Source organism: Cytobacillus sp. OWB-43 (assembly GCF_034651445.1).
Classification (GTDB): domain Bacteria; phylum Bacillota; class Bacilli; order Bacillales; family Cytobacillaceae; genus Cytobacillus; species Cytobacillus kochii.
The window spans coordinates 1,244,760-1,269,516 of record NZ_JAYEFF010000001.1 but is presented as its reverse complement, the minus strand read 5'-3'; the positions used below and the strand labels follow the sequence as shown (position 1 = coordinate 1,269,516).

The 24,757-nt window shown below is 36.8% G+C and carries 22 protein-coding genes and 2 other annotated features; of the genes, 19 read left to right on the top strand and 3 right to left on the bottom strand.

All coding sequences use genetic code 11. The annotated features are described in order from the left end of the window. Positions 1-65 precede the first annotated feature (65 nt). From U9M49_RS06125 to U9M49_RS06095, 7 genes are all read left to right on the top strand, one after another. Positions 66-1,742: a sigma-54 interaction domain-containing protein gene (locus U9M49_RS06125; protein WP_095372971.1), complete on the top strand. Its 1,677-nt coding sequence runs from the start codon at positions 66-68 to the stop codon at positions 1,740-1,742. A 181-nt stretch (positions 1,743-1,923) separates the two neighbouring features. After that, the gene (locus U9M49_RS06120) at positions 1,924-3,072 is read left to right on the top strand and encodes an acyl-CoA dehydrogenase family protein (RefSeq protein WP_322909494.1); all 1,149 of its coding nucleotides are present in this window, start codon (positions 1,924-1,926) and stop codon (positions 3,070-3,072) included. Positions 3,073-3,093: 21 nt separating this feature from the next. Next, the gene (locus tag U9M49_RS06115) at positions 3,094-4,725 is read left to right on the top strand and encodes a long-chain fatty acid--CoA ligase (protein ID WP_322909493.1); all 1,632 of its coding nucleotides are present in this window, start codon (positions 3,094-3,096) and stop codon (positions 4,723-4,725) included. Continuing rightward, positions 4,722-5,612 (top strand): 3-hydroxyacyl-CoA dehydrogenase family protein, encoded by an 891-nt coding sequence (locus U9M49_RS06110; protein WP_307313390.1) that lies wholly within the window; start codon positions 4,722-4,724, stop codon positions 5,610-5,612. Before U9M49_RS06115 ends, U9M49_RS06110 begins: the two co-directional genes overlap by 4 nt. 15 nt (positions 5,613-5,627) lie before the next feature. Then, positions 5,628-6,776, top strand: coding sequence for an acyl-CoA dehydrogenase family protein (locus U9M49_RS06105; protein ID WP_307313393.1), 1,149 nt, complete (start codon positions 5,628-5,630; stop codon positions 6,774-6,776). A gap of 12 nt (positions 6,777-6,788) precedes the next feature. After that, the gene (locus tag U9M49_RS06100) at positions 6,789-7,982 is read left to right on the top strand and encodes a thiolase family protein (protein ID WP_095372976.1); all 1,194 of its coding nucleotides are present in this window, start codon (positions 6,789-6,791) and stop codon (positions 7,980-7,982) included. Positions 7,983-7,997: 15 nt separating this feature from the next. Further along, a complete protein-coding gene (locus U9M49_RS06095; RefSeq protein WP_095372977.1) occupies positions 7,998-8,774 on the top strand; it encodes an enoyl-CoA hydratase/isomerase family protein in 777 nt (258 codons plus the stop codon). Between the two features lie 73 nt (positions 8,775-8,847). Here the strand turns inward: U9M49_RS06095 and guaC are convergent, their stop codons facing one another. Then, the gene (gene guaC, locus U9M49_RS06090; protein WP_307313397.1) at positions 8,848-9,831 is read right to left on the bottom strand and encodes a GMP reductase; all 984 of its coding nucleotides are present in this window, start codon (positions 9,829-9,831) and stop codon (positions 8,848-8,850) included. Positions 9,832-10,170: 339 nt separating this feature from the next. On the opposite strand from guaC, the gene U9M49_RS06085 reads away from it, so the two are divergent. Continuing rightward, a complete protein-coding gene (locus U9M49_RS06085; protein ID WP_322909492.1) occupies positions 10,171-12,156 on the top strand; it encodes an acetoacetate--CoA ligase in 1,986 nt (661 codons plus the stop codon). Between the two features lie 99 nt (positions 12,157-12,255). Next, positions 12,256-12,648 carry an acyl-CoA thioesterase gene (locus U9M49_RS06080; protein WP_224938462.1) on the top strand — a complete coding sequence of 131 codons (393 nt, stop codon included), beginning with the start codon at positions 12,256-12,258 and terminating at the stop codon, positions 12,646-12,648. 8 nt (positions 12,649-12,656) lie between these two features. On the opposite strand, the gene U9M49_RS06075 is transcribed toward U9M49_RS06080, so the two are convergent. Beyond that, entirely contained in the window at positions 12,657-12,869 is a 213-nt protein-coding gene (locus U9M49_RS06075; RefSeq protein ID WP_095372981.1) for a hypothetical protein, read from the bottom strand. A 535-nt stretch (positions 12,870-13,404) separates the two neighbouring features. Here U9M49_RS06075 and U9M49_RS06070 point away from each other — a divergent pair. Both U9M49_RS06070 and U9M49_RS22670 read left to right on the top strand, forming a co-directional pair. Next, positions 13,405-15,240, top strand: coding sequence for a fructose-specific PTS transporter subunit EIIC (locus U9M49_RS06070; RefSeq protein WP_322909491.1), 1,836 nt, complete (start codon positions 13,405-13,407; stop codon positions 15,238-15,240). Between the two features lie 127 nt (positions 15,241-15,367). Continuing rightward, the gene (locus U9M49_RS22670) at positions 15,368-15,451 is read left to right on the top strand and encodes a putative holin-like toxin (protein ID WP_224938507.1); all 84 of its coding nucleotides are present in this window, start codon (positions 15,368-15,370) and stop codon (positions 15,449-15,451) included. A gap of 188 nt (positions 15,452-15,639) precedes the next feature. Here the strand turns inward: U9M49_RS22670 and U9M49_RS06065 are convergent, their stop codons facing one another. Continuing rightward, complete coding sequence (locus U9M49_RS06065) at positions 15,640-16,887, bottom strand: MFS transporter (RefSeq protein WP_322909490.1); 1,248 nt, start codon at positions 16,885-16,887, stop codon at positions 15,640-15,642. Between the two features lie 154 nt (positions 16,888-17,041). On the opposite strand from U9M49_RS06065, the gene U9M49_RS06060 reads away from it, so the two are divergent. The 8 genes from U9M49_RS06060 (at position 17,042) to trpA (ending at position 24,724) form a co-directional block, all read left to right on the top strand. Next, the gene (locus U9M49_RS06060; RefSeq protein WP_322909489.1) at positions 17,042-17,695 is read left to right on the top strand and encodes an MOSC domain-containing protein; all 654 of its coding nucleotides are present in this window, start codon (positions 17,042-17,044) and stop codon (positions 17,693-17,695) included. Between the two features lie 32 nt (positions 17,696-17,727). Then, positions 17,728-17,974 (top strand) — a binding site (T-box leader). Positions 17,975-18,011: 37 nt separating this feature from the next. Continuing rightward, positions 18,012-18,266, top strand: a binding site (T-box leader). A gap of 82 nt (positions 18,267-18,348) precedes the next feature. Next, positions 18,349-19,734: an anthranilate synthase component I gene (gene trpE, locus U9M49_RS06055; protein WP_307313405.1), complete on the top strand. Its 1,386-nt coding sequence runs from the start codon at positions 18,349-18,351 to the stop codon at positions 19,732-19,734. Then, complete coding sequence (locus tag U9M49_RS06050; protein WP_095372985.1) at positions 19,731-20,345, top strand: anthranilate synthase component II; 615 nt, start codon at positions 19,731-19,733, stop codon at positions 20,343-20,345. The genes trpE and U9M49_RS06050 overlap by 4 nt, the downstream gene beginning before the upstream one ends. Next, positions 20,314-21,339, top strand: a complete 1,026-nt coding sequence (gene trpD / locus U9M49_RS06045) for an anthranilate phosphoribosyltransferase (RefSeq protein WP_095372986.1) — start codon at positions 20,314-20,316, stop codon at positions 21,337-21,339. The genes U9M49_RS06050 and trpD overlap by 32 nt, the downstream gene beginning before the upstream one ends. Before the next feature lie 4 nt (positions 21,340-21,343). Then, complete coding sequence (gene trpC / locus U9M49_RS06040) at positions 21,344-22,126, top strand: indole-3-glycerol phosphate synthase TrpC (RefSeq protein WP_095372987.1); 783 nt, start codon at positions 21,344-21,346, stop codon at positions 22,124-22,126. Further along, the gene (locus U9M49_RS06035) at positions 22,123-22,731 is read left to right on the top strand and encodes a phosphoribosylanthranilate isomerase (RefSeq protein WP_095372988.1); all 609 of its coding nucleotides are present in this window, start codon (positions 22,123-22,125) and stop codon (positions 22,729-22,731) included. The genes trpC and U9M49_RS06035 overlap by 4 nt, the downstream gene beginning before the upstream one ends. Positions 22,732-22,745: 14 nt before the next feature. Beyond that, a complete protein-coding gene (gene trpB / locus U9M49_RS06030; protein WP_307313411.1) occupies positions 22,746-23,948 on the top strand; it encodes a tryptophan synthase subunit beta in 1,203 nt (400 codons plus the stop codon). Beyond that, the gene (gene trpA / locus U9M49_RS06025; RefSeq protein ID WP_322909488.1) at positions 23,945-24,724 is read left to right on the top strand and encodes a tryptophan synthase subunit alpha; all 780 of its coding nucleotides are present in this window, start codon (positions 23,945-23,947) and stop codon (positions 24,722-24,724) included. The genes trpB and trpA overlap by 4 nt, the downstream gene beginning before the upstream one ends. Positions 24,725-24,757: the final 33 nt, after the last annotated feature.

Genomic DNA, 24,757 nt, shown 5'->3' with positions numbered 1-24,757 from the left:
TAGGAGGAAATATAGTGAAATTATTTCCTCTATTTTCTTACCATGTGAAGAGGTGAAGATAGTAGATGATTGTAAAGAATCGTAGTCTTTTATTGACAGTAGAGACAACGCTCACTGGTGAGATTATTTCGATGAGCGAATCATTACGTATCTTGATAAAAGGGAAGCCTTCTACATATATTGACGACCTATTTCCTAGATGGAATGCGTATGGTAATGAAAAGATAAAGGTTGCCTTTTTAACGGATGAAGATTTTCTTCTGTTTATCAGAAGTCAATCAGGACAACATCACTACTTATATATAGGGATTCTATCTTCCGAATTGTCTCAATTAATGAATAAAGTAAGTGACTTGATGAAGGCAAATACGCTACTAGAAGCAATAATAGAAAACTCTTACGATGGTATTTATTTAACCGATCGAAACGGTAATACCATTTTAACCAATTCCGCAATGGAGAGAATTACAGGGATCCCAAAAGACTATTATATGAACAAAAAGGTCGATGCTTTAATTGAAAGAGGAATTCTCGAGAGTTCGTTAACGAAAAGGGTGATAGAAAAGAAAGAAACGATTTCACATGTCCAATTTAATCGAGCTGGCAATGAGTCGCTGCTTCTTACAGGAAGTCCAGTTTTTGACGATACGGGTGAAGTAGAAAGTGTTGTCACAAATATTAGAGATTTATCACAGTTGATAGAACTACAAAATGCTCTAAAAGAAGCAAATAAATTAAACCTCTCTTACCGTCAAGAAATTGAAAGGTTAAAACAAAACATTAACATACATCAGCAATCGATTGTCATAGAAAGTGAAAAAATGAAGCATGTATACGAAACCGCTGAAAGGATTGTTAATGTGGATGCCACAGTTCTTCTTCTTGGTGATACAGGCGTAGGAAAAGATGTTCTTGCTAAATATATTTACGAAACAAGCAATAGAAGAATGAAGGGCAAATATATTAAATTAAACTGTGGTGCGATTCCAGAAGAATTAATTGAATCTGAGTTATTCGGTTATGAAAAAGGTGCTTTTACAGGTGCAGATAAACAAGGGAAACCAGGGATGTTTGAACTAGCCGATGAAGGGGTTTTATTTTTAGATGAGATTGGGGAATTACCGTTGGCTTCACAAGTCAAATTGTTAAGAGTTATTCAGGAAAAGGAAATCCAACGGGTAGGCGGAACGAAGACGAAGAATGTAAATGTAAGGCTCATTGCTGCGACCAATAGAGATTTAAAAGAGATGGTGAATAAAGGTCTTTTTCGCGAAGATCTATATTATCGATTAAATGTGATTACCATTGAAATCCCTTCTTTAAAGGATCGGCGGGAGGATATTTATCCTCTAATCGAATATTTCTTAAAACAGACGAACGAAAAGTATCATTTCAACAAAGATCTACATAATGATGTAAAAAAATTTTTATATCATTATCAATGGCCAGGCAATATTCGTGAATTAGCCAACCTAATTGAGAGATTGGTTATTGTCTCACAAGAGTCTATCATTACAATGAATGATCTTCCACCAGAATATCAGCGAGAAATAGATTTTCCATATGAAAATGAAAAAATAGAGACATTAAAGGATGTAGTAGAAGCAGCAGAAAAAAAAGCTATTATGAAAGCTTTAAAAAAATGTACAACAACCTATGAGCTCGCATCCGCTTTGCATACAAGCCAGCCGACAATTTCAAGAAAGCTTAAAAAGTATGGAATAGAGTTGATTCATTTGTGAATCAACTCTATTCTTTTTTGAATCAAAAAAGTAAGCGTTTACTTTTTTGCTGATTTAAATAATGCGGAAAAAATAACTATATAACTTGTGTTAAAGCTATTCATTAACGATTTATCATGAGTTAAAAATGATGGCATGGTTTTTGCATCTATATTAATAAAGCAAACAAAGGAGTGATCTTATGTTCACAGTTCAAAACCAAGAAATCGATCAAATCGTGCAGATGGTTCACCAATTTGTCGAGAAGGAAGTAGAGCCTTTAGCACAACAAATTGAAGATGAAGACCGTATACCAGATTCTTTGGTTCAGCAAGTGAAGGAACTTGGATTATTTGGGATGAGTATACCAGAAGAGTATGGGGGTATTGGTCTTGGCATGGTTGGGAAAACCGCTGTATTAGAACAATTAGGTCGCACGCATAATGGTTTTGTTAGTTTAATTAGTGCACACACAGGTATTGGTAGTACAGGTTTAGTAAGGCTTGGCTCTCCTTACTTGAAAGAAAAATACTTACCTGCTTTAGCATCAGGAGAAAAAATTGCTTGTTTTGCCCTTTCAGAGCCTGGGGCAGGTTCTGATGCTACTAATCTTGCGACAAAAGCAGAAAAAAAGGGAGATAAGTGGATTCTTAATGGGTCAAAACATTTCATCACGAATGCGCCTGTAGCAGATGTATTTACGGTCTTTGCTGTTACAGATAAAAACAAAGGCGCAAAGGGGATTACTGCCTTCTTAATAGAAAAAGATTTTCCTGGATTTACAGTAGGAAAAAAGGATAAAAAAATGGGTTTAAAAGGTTCATATACTGCACAATTATTATTTGATCAATGTGAAGTGCCAGAAGAAAATGTTATAGGAGAAGTGGGTCTCGGATATGTAGCTGCACTAACTATTTTAAGTGAAGGACGGATTGGGTTAGCGGCAAGGGCAGTTGGATCTTGTGATAAACTCATTGAATTATCAGCGAAATATGCGAATGAACGTATTCAGTTCGGTAAACCAATTGCAAAGAATCAAGCAATACAATGGATGTTAGCTGATATGGCAACAGAAACAGAAGCAGCAAGAACATTAACATTAAAAGCCGCCCATTTAGTCGATCAAGGCAAGAAAGTTGTGAAAGAATCCTCAATGGCTAAACTTTACGCGTCTGAAGTGTTTAATCGAGTGGCTGACAAAGCAGTGCAAATTCATGGTGGCATGGGCTACGTCGCTGATTATCCTGTTGAAAGGTATTATCGTGATGCAAGAATAACGAAAATCTATGAAGGCACAAATGAAATCCAACGGCTAATTATCGCAAGAGATATATTAAAAGACTATATGTGACACATAAAGGAGGAATGTGTCTTGAGTAATCTCTCATTAAAAAGAGTATGGGAAAAATATTATGAAGATCGGTTACCAAATTTCCACATACCTCATATTGGCCTATATGAAATGCTAAAGGAAACTGCGCAGTCTTATCGAGATCATGTGGCTATCATTTTTAATTACGAAACACTTACCTATGAGGAACTGAAGAAACGAACGGACGCACTTGCTTCGTATTGGCAGAGTTGTGGGTTAAAAAAAGGGGATAGAATCGGGTTATGGCTCGGAAACCATCCAGATTATATCACTGCCTATTATGCTAGTCTTGCACTGGGTCTTATCATCGTGCCAATTAACCCAGCCTATACATCAAGAGAGGTATTGCAAGTGTTTCATGATACAGCATTACGCGCACTAGTGGTTGGTGAAAAATCAGTCACTGCACTGCAGAAAATTAGAGAAGTGTATGATTTAGAACATATTATGTATGCCACAAATGTCAGTATTAATAGGGAAGTATCTTCAATCGTTCATCATATGATAGATATTTTTAAAAATGGAAGTATCAAATTTACTGAAGCGTCTATAGATCCTAAAAACGATTTAGCCGTTATACAATACACAGGCGGAACAACGGGAACGATAAAAGGAGCCATGCTTACACATCATAATTTAATTGCGAATGTTTACCAAAGTTATGTGATGTATCGACAAAAAGTGGCTTTTGGAAATGAAACGATATTAGCGGCAACCCCGCTTTATCATGTGTATGCGATGACAAGTGCTATGAATGTAGGCATCTTTTTAGGAGCGCGAATCTTGCTCTTTGAACGATTTGACGTTGATGAGGTTTTAAATCAAGTGAAGAAATATGCACCAACCATGTTTCCAGGTGTCCCTAAAATGTATCTCTCTTTTATCCATCATCCAAATGTACGATTCGCAGGACTAAACTCTCTTAAAATATGTTCATCCGGTTCAGCGCCATTGCCAGTAGAGGTTATTAAACAATTCAAGCAATTAACTGGTTGTACCATCTTAGAAGGGTTTGGTATGTCGGAAACATCTCCAACGACTCACCGTACGCCAATAAATGGCACACATAAACATGGGAGCATCGGTATTCCTGTTCCTGATGTAGATTGTCGTATCGTTGATCAAAAACAGGAGGATTTGGGGATCAATCAGGTCGGTGAATTGGTCATTAAAGGTCCACAAGTGATGAAGGGTTATTGGAACAATGAGAAAGATACAGCCTCTACGTTACAAGATGGCTGGTTGTTTACAGGTGATTTAGCCACAGTAGACGAAGATGGGTATTTCTATATTGTCGGTCGTAAAAAAGAAATGATTCTTTTCTCGGGGTTTAATATTTATCCTCAAGAAGTGGAAAATGTCCTTTATGAACATCAAGGTATTGCTGAAGTTGCCGTAGTCGGTATCCCTGATTCTGAAAATGGAGAGATTCCGAAAGCATTTCTTGTCGCTAAAGAAGGTTATACGCTTCATCTTGAAGAAATTAAAGCATTTTGTTATACGAAACTAACACCTTATAAAGTACCGAGAGTTTTCGAAGAAAGAAGTCATCTACCAAGAAACGGTGTTGGTAAATTATTGAAAAGATTACTTGTGAAAGAAGAATTAGAAAGGAGAAATAAACGAGAATGACAAATATAAAAAAAGTTGGTGTGATTGGAGCGGGAGCAATGGGTGCACAAATTGCTGTTGTAGCAGCGCTTCATCAATATGATGTCGTGTTACAAGATATATCTAACGATCGTTTAATAAAAGCGAAAGAAGTGTTAGAAACACAGTTAGAAAAGAGGGTGAGAAAAGGAAGATTTTCGCGTGATGAGGTGGATAAAGCTTTCGAACATTTAACATTTACTACTGAAATTAATCAGTTACATGATGTAGATATTATCATAGAAGCTATTATTGAAGATTTAGAGGCAAAACAAACATTATTTCAATCCTTAGAAAAGATTGTCTCGGAAAATTGTATCATTGCGACGAATAGCTCCACTATAGTGAGTTCTAAATTGATAGATAAGTTAACCTATCAAAATCGTGTATGTAATATCCATTTCTTTAACCCCGTACTTGTGATGGAGCTTGTCGAAGTTGTTCAAGGTCCGCATACTTCAAAGGAAGTTGCACAGCAAGCGATGACATTCATTCAAAGTATCGGAAAAAAACCAGTACTTCTACAAAAAGAAATTTCAGGTTTCATCGCCAATCGTATCTTAGCGAGACTCATGGATGAGGCGATTTATTTATATGAACATGGATATGCCAGTTATGAAGAAATCGATTTCGTAGTCGAAAAGGCTTTAGGTCATCCTATTGGCCCATTTGCATTAATGGATTTAACTGGTCTTGATGTGAATTATGCTGTAAGGAAGCAAAGATATGCAGAAACAGGGCTAGAGGTGGATCGCCCGAAACAGTCGGTAGTAGAAAAAGTGGAAAAAGGTGAATTAGGTAGAAAAACAGGTAAAGGATGGTACGCATACGATCAACATGGTAAGAAAATAGAGAATATTCAAAAATAAAGGGAGGCCGATGATATGAGTTATACAGTTAGTGAAGATATCGAAGTGTTGAAAAAAGGTGTTAGAGAGTTTGTGCAAAATGAAGTGGAAGCGGTTGCGATGCAGATCGAAAAAGAGGATCACATCCCAGATAAAATTGTAGAAATGGCAAAAGAGCTCGGCTTATTTGGTTTAAGTATTCCAGAAGAATATGGTGGGTTAGGCATTGGGATGGTAGGCAAATGTGCATTGTATGAAGAAATTGGTGCCACGCATAATGGATTCACAACTTTGATTGGTGGTCATACGGGTATCGGATCAGTGGGCATTGTGGAAATGGGAAATGAATATCAAAAACAGAAGTACTTACCTGATATGGCTACAGGAAAGAAAATAGGCGCCTTCGCATTAACAGAGCCTCAGGCTGGTTCGAATGCCACTAATTTAAAAACGACGGCAGTACGTAAAGGCGATAAATATATTTTAAATGGGTTAAAACACTATATTACAAATGCACCTCAAGCAGATGTTTTTACGGTTATGGCTGTCACAGATCCATCTAAAGGTGCAAAAGGGATTACTTCTTTTATTGTAGAAAAAAGTTTTCCTGGTTTTCAAGTAGGAGCGATTGAACATAAAATGGGCCTTCGTGGTTCACATTCAGCAGAAATAATTATGGAAGACTGTGAAGTCCCAGTAGAAAATGTCCTGGGTGAAGAAGGGAGAGGCTATGTGAATGCATTAACGATTCTTGCCAACGGACGTGCAGGTTTGGCCGCCAGAAACTTAGGTTCCGCCCAAAAATTATTAGATCTTTCAATGACGTATGCAAAAGAACGGGTGCAGTTCAATGTGCCAATTATTGAGCATCAGGCCGTTGCTCATATGTTAGCGGAAATGGCTGTCGATATAGAAGCATTACGATCTTTTACGTACCGAGTAGCTACGATGGTTGATGAAGGGAAGAAAGTAATTAAGGAAGCAGCGATGATTAAATTATTCGGCTCAGAGGTATATAACCGTGTGGCTGATAAAGCCGTACAAGTCCATGGCGGGATTGGATACATTTCAGATTTTCCTATTGAACGGTTTTATCGTGATGCGAGAATTACGAGGATTTATGAAGGAACATCAGAAATCCAAAAAAATATCATCGCTGCTCAATTAAATAAAGAATATAACTAAGGGGGGAAGAAAATGGACCTAAACAAAATCGTCATTGTAGATGGCGTAAGAACAGCGATTGGAAGGTATGGAGGAACATTACGTAATATATCTTCTAGCTACTTAGCATCCGATGTTATATCTGGCTTACTTAAACGTGTCAATGTGAGCCCATCGACTATTGAAGAAGTCGTATTAGGAGAAGTGAGACAATCTTCGCAATCATCCAACGTGGCAAGAGTAGCTGCTTTAAGAGCGGGCATTCCTGAAACTTCCCCCGCTTTTACTGTGAATCGATTATGTGCATCAGGGATGCAAGCCATCGCTTCAGGTATGCAACAAATCTATTCCAAACAGGCAAATGTTGTTATCGCAGGTGGTACGGAAAGTATGAGTAATTCCCCCATTTTTATTAGAGGCTCACGCTTTGGAGGTGACCAAACAATACTAGTGGATGCCAATAAAGAGAATGGTCAACAACCGCAAGAAATTTATGGCGCTCATTTAGGGATGGGGATGACAGCAGAAAATGTTGCCGAGCGATACAATATTGCTAGGGAAGATCAAGACCAGTTTGCATATGAAAGTCAGCAAAAGTATAAAAGGGCGCAAGAAATGAACGCATTTCAACAAGAAATCATCCCAGTAACAATACAAAACAAAAGAGAACAAATCACTTTCGCTCAGGACGAACATCCAAGACCGGAGACAAAACGAGAAAAGCTTGCCAGCTTAAAGCCGGTATTTAAAGAAGGTGGTAGCGTAACTGCAGGAAATGCGTGTGGAAGAAATGATGGCGCCTCAGCACTCTTGCTTATGACAGCACAAGAAGCTGATAAAAGGGGATTATCAGCAAGAGCAATGATTCATGATTGGACATCTGTCGGTGTTTCACCTGAAGTCATGGGGATTGGACCTGTACCGGCAATACGGAAGCTATTGGCAAGAACAAAGCTTAGTATCGCAGACATAGATTTATTTGAAATAAATGAAGCGTTCGCTTCTCAAGCCATTGCAGTACAAAGAGAGTTGATGCTACCACCTGAACGAATAAATATTAATGGCGGAGCAATTGCTCTCGGACATCCACTTGGATCAACCGGATCTAGAATTGTCGTTACTTTAATGCATGCACTAGCAAAAAAGAAGGGAAGATTTGGCATTGCCTCTCTCTGTGTCGGTGGCGGCCAAGGAATGGCTATGTTGATTGAAAACCTTCAAAAATAAGAAGGAGGAAATCTGATGTATGAAAACATTATTGTAAAAAAAGAAGGTCAACTTGCCTATATATATATTAATCTACCAGAAGTAAGAAATAGATTAAGTAAAGAAACGCTTAGTGAGATAAGGGATGCTCTTGTAGAAATTAAACATGATGGAGTGTCCCAGCTTGTTGTATTTACAGGAGAAGGAGACAAGGCATTTGCAGCAGGTGCAGACATTACCCAACTAAATGAGAAGGAAATGTTAGATGTTTTTGCAACAGGTAGTATGCAAGAAATTTATGATGAAATTGAAGCTTATGACATGCCGACAATTGCCATGATTAATGGTCTTGCTCTTGGTGGAGGATGTGAACTGGCATTAGCATGTGATATACGAGTGATGGCGGATCATGCCAAGATTGGTTTGCCAGAATTAAATTTGTCAATTATCCCAGGTGCAGGTGGTACGCAAAGGCTATCGCGAATTGTTGGAAAAGGAAAGGCGTTAGAAATGATTCTATTAGGAAAATTTCTTTCTGCTGAGGAAGCAATGACACATGGCTTAGTAACAGAAGTTGTCCCATTGCAATTTTTGAAGGATAAAGTAGATGAGATAGCAGAGCAAATTTTAGCTAAAGGTCCATTAGCGGTTAAGCTCGCTAAAATGGCTGTACAATATGGTGCAGAAACCGATCAAAAAACAGGACAAATAATTGAGAAATTAGCACAAGCAGTTTTATTTGCAACAGCGGATAAAAAGGAAGGAACAAAGGCCTTTATGGAGAAAAGAAAACCTGTTTTCACTTCAAAATAAACGCACTCATCCTGCCGGGGGTCAAATCCCTGGCAGGATGAAATAAATGATTTTCTTGGCTTAATCGGGTTGTTTAATAAACTTTATCACCATTAAAGATTGAGTTTTTTACTACTACATAATCTACATTGCGGATACTCTCAAGCCTATTTCCACCAGCATAAGAAATAGAAGATTGTAAATCTTGTTCCATTTCTTTTAATGTATCCACAAGAGAACCTTTATGCTCGACGTACATTTTTTTGCCTTCAACATTTTTACGTTCGCCTTTTTGGAATTCAGAGGCTGAACCGAAATATTCTTTGTAGAGCTTACCATCTTTTTCAATTGTTTCACCAGGTGATTCTTCATGACCAGCAAACAATGAACCGATCATGACCATTGATGCGCCAAAACGGATAGACTTTGCAATATCGCCATGTGTTCTAATCCCACCATCAGCAATAATAGGTTTGCTTGCTGCTTTTGCGCACCAACGAAGTGCAGCTAATTGCCAGCCACCTGTACCAAAACCAGTTTTTATCTTTGTGATACAAACTTTTCCTGGCCCAATGCCTACTTTTGTTGCGTCTGCACCGGCATTCTCTAATTCGCGGACAGCTTCAGGTGTACCTACATTACCAGCAATAACAAAAGCATCAGGCAAATGTAATTTAATATGTTGAATCATTTGAATGACTGCATTGGAATGCCCGTGAGCAATATCGATTGTAATATAATCAGGTACAATTTTTTCATAAGCTAATTCTTCAATAAAACCATATTCTTCTTCTTTTACACCAACACTAATAGAAGCAATGAGTTCACGTGCATGCATATCCTTAATAAAGTTTTTACGCGTCTCAGGTTGGAAGCGGTGCATGACATAAAAATAACCGTTTTCAGCAAGATAAGTAGCAATTTTTTCATCGATAATTGTTTGCATATTTGCAGGGACAACTGGGAGTTTGAATTTATGTTTTCCGAGCGTTACAGCTGTATCACACTCAGAACGACTAGTCACAATACATTTAGCAGGAATTAATTGAATGTCTTCATAATCAAATACGTTTTCCATAGCTAGCACCTCAAAATACGAATATTATATTGGGTTAACATATTAATTGTTCGCCCATTACGTAATTTACATCATTTTATCCAACTTGTCAAAGGTTATCTCTAGAAAAAAGCTAAATGTTAGAATTTATTAAAATTTTAGAAGTCAAGGGAAGAGACAGGAAGATAAACAAATAGAATTATTTTTAATAATAATAATCGTAGTAGCCACTTATACTAGGAGAATATATATTAAATAGTATGATAATAACGATTTTTTTGATAATATATATAAAATGGAAAATCATTTCATCTCAGATTCCCGTCCATTTTACAAAAGAGAATGAAGGTGGCGAAGGAAATGGAAGCGGTTTCAAAAGGTCAACTTTTATGGCAACCGAGCGAAAGGGAGATAGAGAAAGCAGGGGTAACAAAATTTCTTCATTGGATCAGAAACGAAAAGAAGCTCGAATTAAATGATGTCCATCATTTGTGGAAATGGTCAGTTGATGAATTAGAATTATTCTGGGGATATGTATGGGAATATTGTCAAATCATTTCATATACGCCATACTCACATGTTTTACAATCTCGAAAAATGCCAGGAACTAGATGGTTTGAAGGCTCCTCATTGAATTATGCTGAGCATGTGTTCAGAAATGATAGAGGTGATGAAACAGCACTTATTTTCCGATCAGAAATGGAAGATATAAAGGAAATTTCCTGGAAAGAATTAAGGGGAAAAACGGCTTCACTAGCAGGTTATTTAAAAGAGATAGGTGTAAAAAAAGGAGATCGTATCGTTGGTTATATGCCTAATATTCCTGAGACGATTATTGCTTTTTTAGCATGTGCGAGTATTGGAGCAGTATGGTCTTGTTGTTCACCTGATTTCGGTATGGAAAGTGTGGTGGAACGGTTCAAACAGATTGAGCCGAATGTACTCATTGCAGTGGACGGTTATGTATATAATGGCAAAACATCAGACCGAGTTGATCAAGTGGCTCACTTACAGAATGCACTACCAACTTTGAAGCGAACCGTGTTGTTTAAGAGCATAAATAGTGATTATAAACGGTTAAATCCACAGAAAACGATCGACTGGCAAGAAGTAATGAAAAGAAAGAGTGAACTTGTTTTCGAACCAGTGCCTTTTAATCATCCTTTATGGATTTTATTTTCATCTGGAACGACAGGACTGCCTAAACCAATTGTACACAGTCAAGGAGGCATTGTACTTGAACATTTAAAAGTATTAGTCATTGAAGAAGGGGTTACAAACGAAGATGTATTTTTTTGGTTTACGACAACGGGTTGGATGATGTGGAATTTACTTGTTGGTGCCCTTTTAACAGGTGGAAAGATTGTTTTATATGATGGTAGCCCAATGTACCCAAAACCCGATGTTTTATGGGAATTAGCCGAAAAAACAAAAGTAAGTTTCTTTGGAACGAGTGCTGCTTTTATACAGGCAAGTTTAAAATTAGGAATTAAACCGAAAGAAAAGTATACATTCCCCCATTTAAAAGCCATTTGTTCCACAGGATCTCCCCTAAGCATAGACGGTTTTAAATGGGTATATAACGAGGTTAAACAGGATGTATGGTTAGCCTCCGTAAGTGGAGGTACAGATGTATGCACAGCTTTTATTGGAGGGTCCCCCGTTTTGCCCGTTCGTGCTGGAGAAATTCAAACAAAGGCTTTAGGAGTAAACGCTCAAGCTTTTAATGACGATGGAAAGCTCGTACTTAATGAGGTAGGGGAATTAGTGATTCTTAATCCAATGCCATCGATGCCAATTTATTTTTGGAATGATGAAGGTGACAAGCGTTACAAAGAAAGTTATTTTAGTACTTTTCCGGGAATTTGGCGTCATGGAGATTGGATTCAGTTTGATGATAAAGGGAGATCCATTATCTTTGGCAGGTCAGACTCAACCATTAATAAACAAGGCGTTCGCATAGGTACTAGTGAAATTTATCGAGCAGTCGAAAGTATAGAGATTGTAAGCGATAGCTTAGTAGTTGATTTAGAAGCACTAGAAGAAGATTCATATATGGCTTTATTTGTAGTGTTAAAGCAAGATCAACTACTCGAAGATGGACTCATTTCACATATTAAAGATGTCATACGACAACAAGTTTCACCACGGTTTGTTCCAAATGAAATTATTGCTGTGGAGCAGGTGCCGAGAACGTTGACCGGTAAGAAGATGGAAGTACCGATTAAAAGGATATTATTAGGTCATCAGCCAGAAAAAGTGATTAATGTTGGTTCAATGGCTAATCCAGAAATACTTAAAACGTATATTGAGTTTGCTCATAAAAGAAGGGCAATCAATCATTAGGTTTTCATTTGGTGAAAGGAATGGATAGTACTTTTCTTTCACCATTTTTATCAATATTGTTCAGAGGAAATAGCATACAAAAAGGAGGACTGGCTTAAATTGAAAAAAATTAAAACAAGTATTGTTGTTCGTGAGAGTGATATAGATGAACTTGGTCATATGAACTATTTGAAATATTTCAACTACTTCGAATGTGGTATTGATGACTGGTTTTTAGCGCTTGGTCTAACGAATCAATATTTACAATCAAGACATATCGGTTGCGTTGTAAAGAAAGTGGAAAGTGAGTATATAAAAGAGGCATTAGTGGGAGAACTGTTAGAGATTACGACAACATTAAAGAGAGTTGGTCATACGAGTTTTGTCATTTCTCAACAAATGGCAACTAGAGATCAAAAAATCATAGCAACAAGTGAAAAAGTTTTTGTTATGTTCCATTTGCAAACAAGAAAAGCAATTCCAGTAATCAAAACGATTACCTCTGCCTGTTAGTGAATTATTTATGTGTCACTTTGTTTTTCAAGTTCTAACTCAAAATCACATAAAGCGGTTACTGCAAAACTAACGAGCATAATAATCCATAGCTCTGCACCATTGAGGGTTTGTGATTGATAACATTCTGTTAATAAAAAAGTAATTCCACCAATTGATAATACAGTGAAAATACTTCCTGCAATATAAAAGATGACTGTTTCACTAGATGGCTTTGCCATGATCCATACTCCTCTAAATTTTAATCACTTCGTTATAATTGAATCAAAACAATAGTAATATATTGCATTTTTCATATTGTAACATGTAACCGGACTATATGGAGTTATTTTATTTACCTATTTTAAAAATAATGATTTCTTTAATTAATGATACAATGGTCACAGAATAGTCATAAAAATAGTAAGAAATGCATACGTAAACATCTATAGTTATACAGGAACTTTAGATATACTGGAAGTATCATTTTATTTCCAATCGTTGGGTGATGATATAGTCAATAGGAAAAAGATAAACAGAAAAAAGCCGTTTCTTATCAAGAAACGGAAAATGAGACTATGGATGAGGATAATCTTGCAAAATACAATATATAGTGATTAGTGAAGTTGAATTTAACTATATATTGTTATTTCGATTCTAGCATACATGAACAATTTCAGCAATTATCATTTGCTAGAAAAAATGATTGATTTTCTTATTATTTTTTGTATGATTGAAAGATAAAAAGACTTTTTGTTAGTGGAAAGGAGAGAGGTATTGAATATTACTGATTTATTAAGTGAAGAATCAATTCTTCTCTCACTTGAGGAAGTGACAAAAGTAGAAGCGATTACTGCGTTAGTCGATACGCTGTACAATGATGGTGGTATAAAGGAAAAAGGGCTTTTCCTTGCTGATGTGCTTAAACGAGAAGCGCAAAGTACTACAGGTATAGGCAACGGCGTTGCGATTCCACATGCAAAATCTAGGGCAGTCACACAAGTTGGTATTGCTTTAGCAAGGAGTCATGGAGGGATAGAGTTTAACTCTTTAGATGGTGAAAAAGCCCATCTTATCTTCCTTATTGCTGTTCCGGAAAACGCCGATGAACTTCATTTGGATATATTAGCTAAGTTATCAACCATTTTAATGAACAAAGAAACTCATTTCAAACTAATGACGGCAGAGTCAAAGAGTGATTTACTCTCGATTATTAGTGAATTGGATAAAGATGATACTAGAAATGAAACTTATGAAACGAATGAAGAGACTCCATTTATTTTAGCAGTTACAGGTTGTCCAACAGGGATTGCTCATACTTATATGGCGGCTCATTCCTTAGAGTCAGCTGCCGCCACTTTGCATATTCCTCTAAAAGTCGAAACAAATGGCGCTGCTGGGGTTAAGCAACATATTACAAAAGCTGAAATAGAAAAAGCAACTGCCATTATTATTGCAGCCGATACAAAAGTAGAGTTGGAGCGATTTAGTGGCAAACATATGGTGCAAGCCTCTGTTGCAGATGGTATGAGTAAACCTTTTCAGTTATTAGAAAAAGCTGTTTCACAAGATTGTGACATATATGACCATAATCATGTAAATAAAAATAGTAAAACTTGGTCAAGAGAGCTTTATCAACATGTGATGAATGGGTTATCTAATATGCTCCCCCTTGCCATTGCAGCTGGATTTTTATTGTCATTAACGATTTTTAGTTCAGATTTCCGTCATCAATTTTGGGAGATTCTCTCTTTTTTCGGTGATCAAACAATTATTGTTTTATTAATGCCTATATTTGCTGGCTATATTGGTAAAAGCATTAGTGATCGCCCAGGATTTGCGCCAGGAGCAATTGGTGGTTTATTCGCTGCAATGAATGGTTCAGGCTTGATTGGTGGGATATGTGCAGGTTTAATCGGTGGGTTCATTATTAATCGTTTAAAGAAATGGACGAATTATTTACCATCCTCTATCACAGCGATGTCGAACATTATCATTTATCCTGTCATCGGCATTTTGATGACTTTATTGGCGATGTTTGTATTATTACAACCATTAACCTGGTTAACACAATTCATTACAACATTATTCCAAACGATGACGACACCTTTGTCTATCTTGATTGGTGCGATGTTCGGACTATTAATGGCCATTGACCTAGGTGGTCCTATTAATAAAATGACTTATTTGGTTGGTATTGGATTTATGTTAAATGGTGTATACGAACCATTAGCTGCTATTATGGTTGGTGGAATGGTTCCTCCACTTGCCATTGCTTTTGCGACGAGTATTTTTTATTGGAAGTTCTCTAAAAATGAACGTTTATATTATCGTACAAATTATGTAAAAGGGTTTTTGTTTATGACTGAAGGAGCGATCCCTTTTGTCGAGCGGAATAAGAAGGCATATATACCACCAATTCTCCTTGGTTCTGCAACTGCGGGTGCGTTGTCGATGGCAACACATACAGGGATTGCGATTCCTCATGGAGGAGTATTAGTTACACCTTTTGTGTTCGGTTCTTCTCTTTCCTTTTTGTTGGCCATTGCGGTAGGTAGTCTTTTTGCTGCACTGTTGCTAGGAACCATCAAAAGAAAACCTAATGTAGAATAGGTGGATAGGCTCAATTTTTAAAAACAGAACATGTGTTCTTATATTTTTGTGAAAATATGTTATAATGGAAGAGCGATAGTGTTCACAAGGGTGGTCGGCTAACCCCGTAGAAAGGGGGTGAGGCCTTTTGACAGTATTTGAATCTCTAATGTTGATGATTTCATTTACAACACTGATTATGGCGGTCTTAGCTTTTAATCATAAAAAATAGACCCCCCTTGAGCCTTTAAACTTTTAGGGTGAGGTCTACGTCAAACTTATTTGGCCGTCCCCTTTTAGGACGAACCTATTGCAGATGGCCACAGGTGCTGCAACACTTGTGGTCATTTTTATACGAAATATATAATAAAATCATATCATATGAGTGTTCAGTTGTCACGGGTTTATCTTCTGTGTTCCTTATGATTTCGGCTTAATTGCTAAGAAGGTTGCTAATGCAGCTATCAGTAAAATAAGACTAAAGATATAGAACATCCAATTTTCTGCATGCTTTAACAATAATGCCGTAATAGGTGGTCCTGCTGCGACACCAATAAAACGCATAGAGCTATAAATAGAAGATATCGTCCCTCTTTGCTCTTTTTCAATGCCTTCAGTAATCATTGCATCCAAACAGGGCAACGCCGCTCCGATACCAATTCCGCATAACAGAAACAGCATAATCATAAACCAGAGCTGGTCATTTAAGCTTAGTAATGCTACAGAGATCATTGCTCCTAAACAACTGACAAATATCATCCACTTCATCAATATTTTGTTTTGCTTAATTAACTTTCCTGTAATATAGGAAGATGCACAGAGTGAACATAAAGGTAATGCGAGGAGCAGACCTTTTTTTATATTTTTTATATGATAGCTTTTCTCTAATAAATCGGATAAATAAAATAATATCCCGAATAGAACAAGCATGAGGATTGCACCAATAAGAAAAATGGCATATAACCATTTTCCTTTTTGTGTAAATATGTCTTTTATATGCTGAAAAAACTCCTTAAAAGGAATAGGTTCTTCTCGCTTATTGGGTGTTTTTACGAGAAAAAGCATTAAGATAATCGAACATAAACAAAAAACAGGAATTGAAAAGAAAGGTAAAAACCAAATTACTCCGGCAAGCAAAGCTCCTAAAATGGGACTTAATACTTTTCCGAAAGTATTGGAGGTCTCGATTAAACCTAACGAACTACTTACATCATCATCATTTTTAAACATATCACCAACTAATGGCATGACTATTGGTTGAGCTCCGGCAGCTCCTACCCCTTGAAGGGCTCTTCCAATCAAGATGACCATATAGGGATTTTCCAACTTCCATGCAGCCCAACCAGAAACAATTCCACCAATTCCTGCAATCAACAGACTAGGGATAATGACTTTTTTTCTTCCAATATGGTCAGAAAGATAACCGGCAATCGGGATGAGAAAGATGGCGACAATGGAATATATTGTGATAATCATACTTACTTGGAAAGAATTAATTGATAGTTTTTTTTCCATAACTGGTAAGACAGGTATGAGCATAGAATTTCCAAGGGTCATGACAAGCGGAATGGAAGAAATAGATAAAATAGCCCATTTTTGGTTATTCTTTTTATTTTGTTTTTTATTTTTACTCGTCTTTTTTTGTATGGCTTGTTCAATATGGTCCATGGTTAACTCACTTTCAATTGTTTTTACCCTCACAAACACTATTTATTAATATAAACGAAATGAACAGAAAGTATGGCTACAATTTTGTTTTTTCCTAACTAGTAAAAATTAGTAATAAAAGCTAAAATGAAAGGTAGATAAAGGGGGCAGGAAATTGAGAATTGTATCTTTAAGTAAAGGTAAACCTAGAGATTATCAATGGAAAGAAAAGCATGAAACATCTGCTATCGGTAAAACACCTGTAAAAGAACTCTTTTTAAAAAAAGATGCGATTGAAGGCGACGGAGTAGCTAATACAGATTTTCATGGTGGGATTGACAGAGCATTATGTCTTTATCCGTACGAACATTATGAAAAATGGCAAAAGGCATTTAACCGTACTTTTTTGCTTCCTTCTTTTGGTGAAAATATTAGTACAACAAATATGACTGAGAAGGAAATATATATTGGTGATGTGTTTGCAATTGGTGAAACGATTGTTGAAGTGACACAAGGGAGAGTTCCTTGTTCAACCATCTCAAAATTTAATGGTGAAGATCAATTATTAAAAAAGGTTTTTCAGACGAATCATACAGGTTATTTTTTCCGTGTGTTAAAAGAGGGAACGATTGACCTTCAGTCAGAAATTCAATTAGTCGAAAGAAAGCAATCGGAACTGTCTGTATGGGATGCGACTGATATTATACTACATAAACTAAAAGATATTGTAGCAATGGAAAAATTGTTGAATGTATCTGGGTTATCGCAAGAGTGGACAGAAATATTAGAAAAAAGATTAAAAATTAAACGAAAACCTATTGACAATTAAAAGAATCAGGCATATCATATGTAACAAATAAGACGTAAGCAATGACGAAGAGTAGTATCTTATATATGCTCATTTTAGAGAGCTGATGGTTGGTGGGAATCAGTGGGTGATATAAGTGAATGGACTTCCGAGCTTCCAGACCGAACCTTTTATAACTAGTAGGCTCTGGCGAATGTCTCATCGTTAAAAGAGATAAATACGAATTTGTTATTCGTATTTGTTAAGTGAGTTGTAATTTACAGCTAATAAAGGTGGCACCACGGGTCTCTCGTCCTTTTTAATAAGGAGAGAGGCCCTTTTTCGTTTAATTTCATAAAACAAATCGTTGATCAAGAGTAGTATATTTATCGTTAATCACATAAGAGAGCTGGTGTTGGTGGGAATCCGGTGTGATCGATAAATGGAATGGACTTGTGAGAGGTACCCTGAAAAATGTAAGTAAGGGACACGGGATTCCGCCGTTAAAAGGATAGAGTATCGATTTTGACATCTGTACTTGAAAAAGAGAATGTCCCCATGGACATTCTGAACTTGAGGTGGCACCACGCATCTATATAGATACGTCCTCTATACCTAAAGCTATTGAGCGTTTATGGTATAGGGGATTTTTTGCGTTTAAATTCGATTTATTATTGATAAGGAGAAGTGAGAACATGAATCAGACTTTAGAAACCCTGGTTATTTTAGAAGTCAATGATGGTGATTTATTAACACCAATTGCCATTTATCAAAAGCTTTCAGGTAAAAAGAAATTTTTGTTTGAAAGCTCTTTAAAACATGAAGACGCTGGTAGATTTTCTTTTATCGGCTGCAATCCCGTTTTAGAAGTGCAAGGAAGTGCAAGATCTACGATTATACTCTCAGAAAATGAAAGAGAAGAAGTAAAAAATAAACCGTTAGAAGTAGTCAAAGAGCAAATGAAAAAAATTGGCATTCACAATTCTCAACAATTCCCGTTTATCGGTGGTGCCGTGGGGTTTGCTGGTTATGATGTTATTAGACAATATGAAGAAATAGGAATTGAAATACAGGATGATTTGCAAATTCCCGAAGTACATTTCATGTTCTTTGAAGAAGTGATTGTTTTTGACCATCTAAAGCAAAAATTATTTTTAGTAGGAGTACCAATCGTATCAAATAAAAGGCAACTAGAAGAAAAATTAAGTAAGCGTAAGGCAGAGCTATTTTCTATGGAGCAAAAAACGGGTGAAAAAGCGCGAATCAGTCAATATAGACCACTAATGAGCGAAGATGCATTTATCTCAAAAGTAGAAAAAGCAAAAGAATATATAAAGGCGGGAGATATTTTTCAAGTAGTATTATCCCAGCGGTTACAAGCAGAAATAAGTGGAGATCCTTTTGATTTTTATAGAAAACTCAGAATTGATAACCCTTCTCCATATATGTATTACTTGGACTTTGGTGATTACAAAGTAGCGGGGGCTTCGCCAGAGAGTTTAGTAAAGGTGAATCAGCACAAAGTAATGACCAATCCAATTGCCGGCACAAGGCCTAGAGGGAGAAACAATTTAGAAGATGATTTGTTAGCAAAAGAGCTCAAGCAAGATGAAAAAGAGGTGGCAGAGCATCGAATGCTTCTTGATCTTGGGAGAAATGATTTAGGTAGAGTATGTGAATTTGGGACGATTAGCATTCGGAAATATATGAATATTGAAAAATATAAACATGTGATGCATCTTGTTTCTGAAGTAGAGGGGCAGTTAAAGAATGAATGTACAAATATTGATGCACTTATTTCTTGCCTGCCAGCTGGTACAGTATCAGGTGCACCAAAAATAAGAGCGATGGAAATTATCAATGAATTAGAGGAAACAAAAAGAGGTATCTATTCCGGAGCCATTGGTTATTTATCCACAAACGGTAATATGGATTTTGCTCTTGCTATTCGAACGATGGTAGCAAAGGATGGGAACGCATATATTCAGGCTGGTGCAGGAATTGTTTATGATTCGATTCCTAAAAAAGAATATGAAGAAACGATTCATAAATTAAAGGCATTTCTGGAGGCAAACAAATGATTTTATTAATTGATAATTATGATTCATTTACTTATAACTTGTATCAATATTTAGGAGAACTAGGGCAAACGGTCGTAGTGAAACGAAATAACCAAATAACTGTCGAAGAAATTCGTTTATTAGATCCGACTCATATCATTTTGTCACCTGGCCCTGGGCGCCCAGAGAATGCAGGTATATGTGTGGAATTAATTCAACAATTACATCAAGAATATCCCATTTTAGGTGTTTGTTTAGGTCATCAAGCAATTGGATATGCATTCGGAGGTGAAATCACTGAAGCGAAGAAAATTATGCATGGAAAAACCTCAAACATGATGCATACAGGTGGGGGGGTATTTCAATATATGAGTCAACCGCTGGTAGTGATGAGGTATCACTCATTAGTCATCAAATCAGGTAGCCTTCCAGGGTACTTCAACATTTCAGCACGTTCACTAGAGGACGGCGAAATAATGGCTATTAAGCATGAAGCATTTGATTTATATGGATTTCAATTTCACCCTGAATCGATTGGTACATTACAAGGCCAAAAGATGTTGAGACATTTTATTGAAAACACTAAAAGGAGAGAGAATGATGAAAGAAATTCTGCTGCAATTAACCAATAGCATTTCATTAACAGAAGAAGAAATGATAGAAGCTGTACAATATCTGTTTTCGCCAGATATTACGGATAGTGAAATTGCTGCCTTTCTTGTTAGCTTAAAAGCAAAAGGAGAGACGGTTAATGAAATCGCAACATTTGTAAAAGCATTAAGAGCTCATGCGTTAACCTTTGATACATCTATTCCTCATTTAATGGATAATTGTGGTACTGGAGGAGATGGTTCAAAAAGCTTTAATATTAGTACTACTTCTGCTTTTGTTATAGCTGCAAGCGGTATTCCTGTAGCGAAGCATGGAAATAGGAGCGTATCAAGTAAAACGGGCAGTGCGGATGTCTTGGAACATTTAGGGATTCGTCTTGATTTATCACCACGACAAATTGAAGGAATATTAGAAAAGATTGGCATCGCATTTTTATTTGCACCTAATGTTCATCCGCAAATCAAGAGGATTATGAAAGTAAGACAAGATTTAAGAATTCCGACAACATTCAATCTATTAGGTCCGCTAATTAATCCAATGAATTTAGAAAATCAATTATTAGGCATTTATAAAAGAGATGCTGTTGAAATGTTTGCTGAAGTCCTTCAAAAGCTAGGGCGAAAAAGAGCGGTCGTTATCAATGGAGCAGGGTATATGGACGAAGCTTCTTTACAAGGTGAAAACTATTTAGCTATTTTAAAAGACGGAAACATTCAAACCACTATGCTTCATCCTGAAGAAGTGGGTTTACATGTGTATGCGAATGAAAAAATTCGTGGTGGTTATGCAAAAGAAAATGCAGCAATTTTACTTCGGGTCTTAGAAGGAGAAAAAGGGGCGTATCGAGAAACCGTTGCGCTTAATGCTGGGATAGGTATTTTTGTTGGTGGAAGAACTGAATCAATTAAGGAAGGCGTGCAACTTGCTTTAGAAATCATTGATTCAGGCGCAGCAATGGAAAAGTTAGAGCAACTAAAAACATTAAGTGTTCAATCTACAGAAAAGGTGATATAGACTCATGACAATCTTAGATCGTATCATTTCAGAAAAAAGACGAACTTTATCAAATTTAGCCTATTCCGGAAATAGTCGAAGGAACGGAACTACACGCTCTTTATTAAAACAATTAGAAAAAAATAAACCTGTGATTATCGCTGAATTTAAACGAGCATCTCCTTCTAAAGGAATCATAAATAATCTATTACAACCTGACGAGCAAGCCTGTTTATATGAGCGCTTTGGTGCTGATGCGATGTCTGTTCTGACCGATACCCCATTTTTTAAAGGAAATTTTACAGATTTAACAACTGTTTTTGATGCGGTATCGCTACCTTTATTATGTAAAGACTTTATTATCGATGAAAGGCAAATCGTTTATGCCAAAAATCATGGGGCAACAGTTATTTTATTGATTGTTGCAGCATTAACGAAAGATCAGTTAAAACAACTCTTTCATTTTGCAATCAATGAGGGTCTTGAGGTTTTGGTCGAAGTACACAATAAAGCTGAAGCAGAAAGGGCAATAGAATTAGGAGCTGAAATCATTGGTGTGAATAATCGTGATCTTCATACATTTGGTGTGGATTTGCAGGTAACGGAATCACTCGCTCCACTTATAAAAGAATCAGGAGCGTTCTTAATTAGTGAGAGTGGTTTAAAAACAGGGGAAGATGTAGCAAGAGTAATTAATGCTGGAGCAGACGGTATTTTAGTCGGGGAAGCATTGATGAAATCTGAAAACTTAGAATTATTGATGAGACAAATGAAAAAGACGCAAAATTTGGCTGGTGGATCGAAATGAAAGTGAAAATTTGTGGAATTGTTAGTGAGGAAATTGCACAGCAAGCAATAGTCTATGGGGCTGATGCCCTCGGATTTGTTTTTGCTGTAAGTAAACGTAGAATTTCTACCGAGAAGGCGAAAAAGATTATTAAAGGTTTGCCTATAAATGTATGGAAGGTCGGAGTCTTTGTTGATGAGCCAATAGAATCGCTTCTTCTTATAGCAAAAGAAGTAGGCTTAACACATGTGCAATTACACGGTGATGAATCGAAAACCTATTGCACAGAAATCAAATCCCAAGGTTTTGAGGTAATTAAAGCGATACAAATGAAAAGCGAAAAAGATATCGACCTTATCTATGAATACGATGATGATTACATTCTTGTTGATAGTCCAAGAGGTAAATACCATGGCGGTAATGGAACGAGCTTTGATTGGACATTGCTGCAAGAAATGCAAAGAAAACACCCGAAATTGATCCTCGCTGGCGGTTTAACAGCAGAAAATGTTAAAGTCGCCATTTCACAATCTGCTCCCTTTATGGTTGATGTAAGTTCAGGTGTTGAAATAGATGGAAAAAAAAGTCCGAGTAAAATTAGAAGATTTATAGAAGCAACAAATTAAGAGGAGGAATAAAAATGACAACAACTACCCTACCAGATGAAAAAGGACATTTTGGCACGTATGGAGGAAGATATGTACCAGAAACTCTTATGCAGGCCATCCTAGAATTAGAAAAAGAATATGAAAAAGCAAAAGTCGATCCTGCATTTCAAAATGAGCTAAATGATTTATTAAGAGATTATGTTGGAAGAGAAACACCACTCTATTACGCGAAAAATTTGACAAAATACGCTGGGGGTGGAAAAATCTATCTCAAGCGCGAAGATTTAAATCATACTGGTGCCCATAAAATAAATAACTCTCTTGGGCAAGCATTATTGACTAAAAGAATGGGAAAATCAAAGGTTGTTGCAGAAACAGGGGCTGGTCAGCATGGTGTAGCAACTGCGACGGCTTGTGCGCTTCTTAATTTAGAATGTGTGATTTTTATGGGAGAAGAAGATATATTGCGTCAGCAATTGAATGTATTTCGGATGGAAATACTCGGTGCAAAGGTCATCAGTGTAAAGTCTGGAAGTGCAACTTTAAAAGATGCAGTTAATGAAGCATTAAGATATTGGGTGTCAAATGTAGAAGATACGCATTATATACTGGGCTCTGCTATGGGACCACATCCCTTCCCTAAAATTGTTAGAGATTTTCAAAGTGTGATTGGCCAGGAAACGAAAAAACAATTTATCGAAAAAGAAGCTAAACTTCCAGAAGCGATAGTGGCATGTATCGGCGGAGGGAGTAATGCAATTGGGATGTTTTATCCGTTTTTAGAAGATCGTGAAGTAAAACTTTATGGCGTAGAGGCTGCTGGCTTAGGACTTCATAGTGAAAAGCATGCAGCATCATTAGCGAAAGGCAAACCTGGTATTCTTCACGGAGCCTATATGTATCTCCTCCAAAATCAAGATGGTCAAATTCAAGAAGCCCATTCAATATCAGCAGGTCTAGATTATCCAGGGATCGGGCCTGAACATTGCTATTTACATGATATTGAACGAGTGCAATATGATGCCATTACCGATGATGAAGCATTGGAAGCGTTACAGGTGCTCTCGAAAACTGAAGGAATTATTCCGGCATTAGAAAGTGCCCATGCAATTAGTTATGCGATAAAACTTGCAAAAGAAATGGAGCCAACAGAACATATCGTTGTTTGTCTTTCGGGTAGAGGAGATAAGGATATGGAGGCTGTTAGATCGAAAATAGGGGGAGTAAAAGCATGAACCGCATCGAAAAAGTGTTCCAAACAATGAAAAAAGAAGGAAAAAAAGCATTTGTACCTTATGTAATGGCTGGGGACGGTGGCTTACCATCTTTGAAAGAAAAGTTAGTGTTTTTACAAGAAGCAGGAGCAACTGCCATTGAGATAGGTATCCCATTTTCTGATCCAGTAGCTGATGGTCCCGTTATTCAAGAGGCTGGTATTAGAGCTTTAAATACGGGTGTAACATTAAAAGAAATTGTTGATTGTATTAGAGAAATACGGCCAATTATCCATATTCCATTGATCTTTATGACGTATATGAACCCATTATTATCTTATGGGCTGGAGCGGTTCTCGAGAGATATTCAAACATCCGGTATCGATGGATTAATCATTCCTGATTTACCTATTGAAGAAGAAGAGATTATCACTTCTTACTTAGAAGAAGTTAAGATCGAATTGATTCGTTTAGTGACATTACAAAGTCCAATCGAAAGAATTGAGGAAATAACCAAGCGAGGTAAAGGTTTCGTCTACGCTGTTACCGTAAATGGCATTACTGGTACGAGAGCACAATTTGCTTCTCAGCTCTCAAGTCATTTAGAGAAAATAAAAAGTATAAGTCCACTACCCGTCTTAGCTGGATTTGGAATCTCCACACCAGAACATGTAGAAGAAATTCTTCAGTATTGTGATGGTGTCATTGTCGGATCAAAAATTATAGAGCTAATGGAAGCTGATAATTATGAACAGATCCGCGCTTTGATTAACGCAACCAAGCTACCTATTGCTTGAAAAATGGAGTACGAAAAAGAGCCGATTGGCTCT

Bases quoted from the DNA above. Each gene is read 5' to 3' on its own strand.
- U9M49_RS06050 (WP_095372985.1), top strand. From the start codon at position 19,731: ATGATTTTATTAATTGATAATTATGATTCATTTACTTATAACTTGTAT.
- U9M49_RS06085 (WP_322909492.1), top strand. From the start codon at position 10,171: ATGGAAGCGGTTTCAAAAGGTCAACTTTTATGGCAACCGAGCGAAAGG.
- trpA (WP_322909488.1), top strand. From the start codon at position 23,945: ATGAACCGCATCGAAAAAGTGTTCCAAACAATGAAAAAAGAAGGAAAA.
- U9M49_RS06075 (WP_095372981.1), bottom strand. From the start codon at position 12,869: ATGGCAAAGCCATCTAGTGAAACAGTCATCTTTTATATTGCAGGAAGT.
- U9M49_RS06105 (WP_307313393.1), top strand. From the start codon at position 5,628: ATGAGTTATACAGTTAGTGAAGATATCGAAGTGTTGAAAAAAGGTGTT.
- U9M49_RS06110 (WP_307313390.1), top strand. From the start codon at position 4,722: ATGACAAATATAAAAAAAGTTGGTGTGATTGGAGCGGGAGCAATGGGT.
- trpD (WP_095372986.1), top strand. From the start codon at position 20,314: ATGAAAGAAATTCTGCTGCAATTAACCAATAGCATTTCATTAACAGAA.
- U9M49_RS06065 (WP_322909490.1), bottom strand. From the start codon at position 16,887: ATGGACCATATTGAACAAGCCATACAAAAAAAGACGAGTAAAAATAAA.
- U9M49_RS06035 (WP_095372988.1), top strand. From the start codon at position 22,123: ATGAAAGTGAAAATTTGTGGAATTGTTAGTGAGGAAATTGCACAGCAA.
- U9M49_RS06120 (WP_322909494.1), top strand. From the start codon at position 1,924: ATGTTCACAGTTCAAAACCAAGAAATCGATCAAATCGTGCAGATGGTT.
- trpE (WP_307313405.1), top strand. From the start codon at position 18,349: ATGAATCAGACTTTAGAAACCCTGGTTATTTTAGAAGTCAATGATGGT.
- U9M49_RS06100 (WP_095372976.1), top strand. From the start codon at position 6,789: ATGGACCTAAACAAAATCGTCATTGTAGATGGCGTAAGAACAGCGATT.
- trpC (WP_095372987.1), top strand. From the start codon at position 21,344: ATGACAATCTTAGATCGTATCATTTCAGAAAAAAGACGAACTTTATCA.
- U9M49_RS06125 (WP_095372971.1), top strand. From the start codon at position 66: ATGATTGTAAAGAATCGTAGTCTTTTATTGACAGTAGAGACAACGCTC.
- guaC (WP_307313397.1), bottom strand. From the start codon at position 9,831: ATGGAAAACGTATTTGATTATGAAGACATTCAATTAATTCCTGCTAAA.
- U9M49_RS06095 (WP_095372977.1), top strand. From the start codon at position 7,998: ATGTATGAAAACATTATTGTAAAAAAAGAAGGTCAACTTGCCTATATA.
- trpB (WP_307313411.1), top strand. From the start codon at position 22,746: ATGACAACAACTACCCTACCAGATGAAAAAGGACATTTTGGCACGTAT.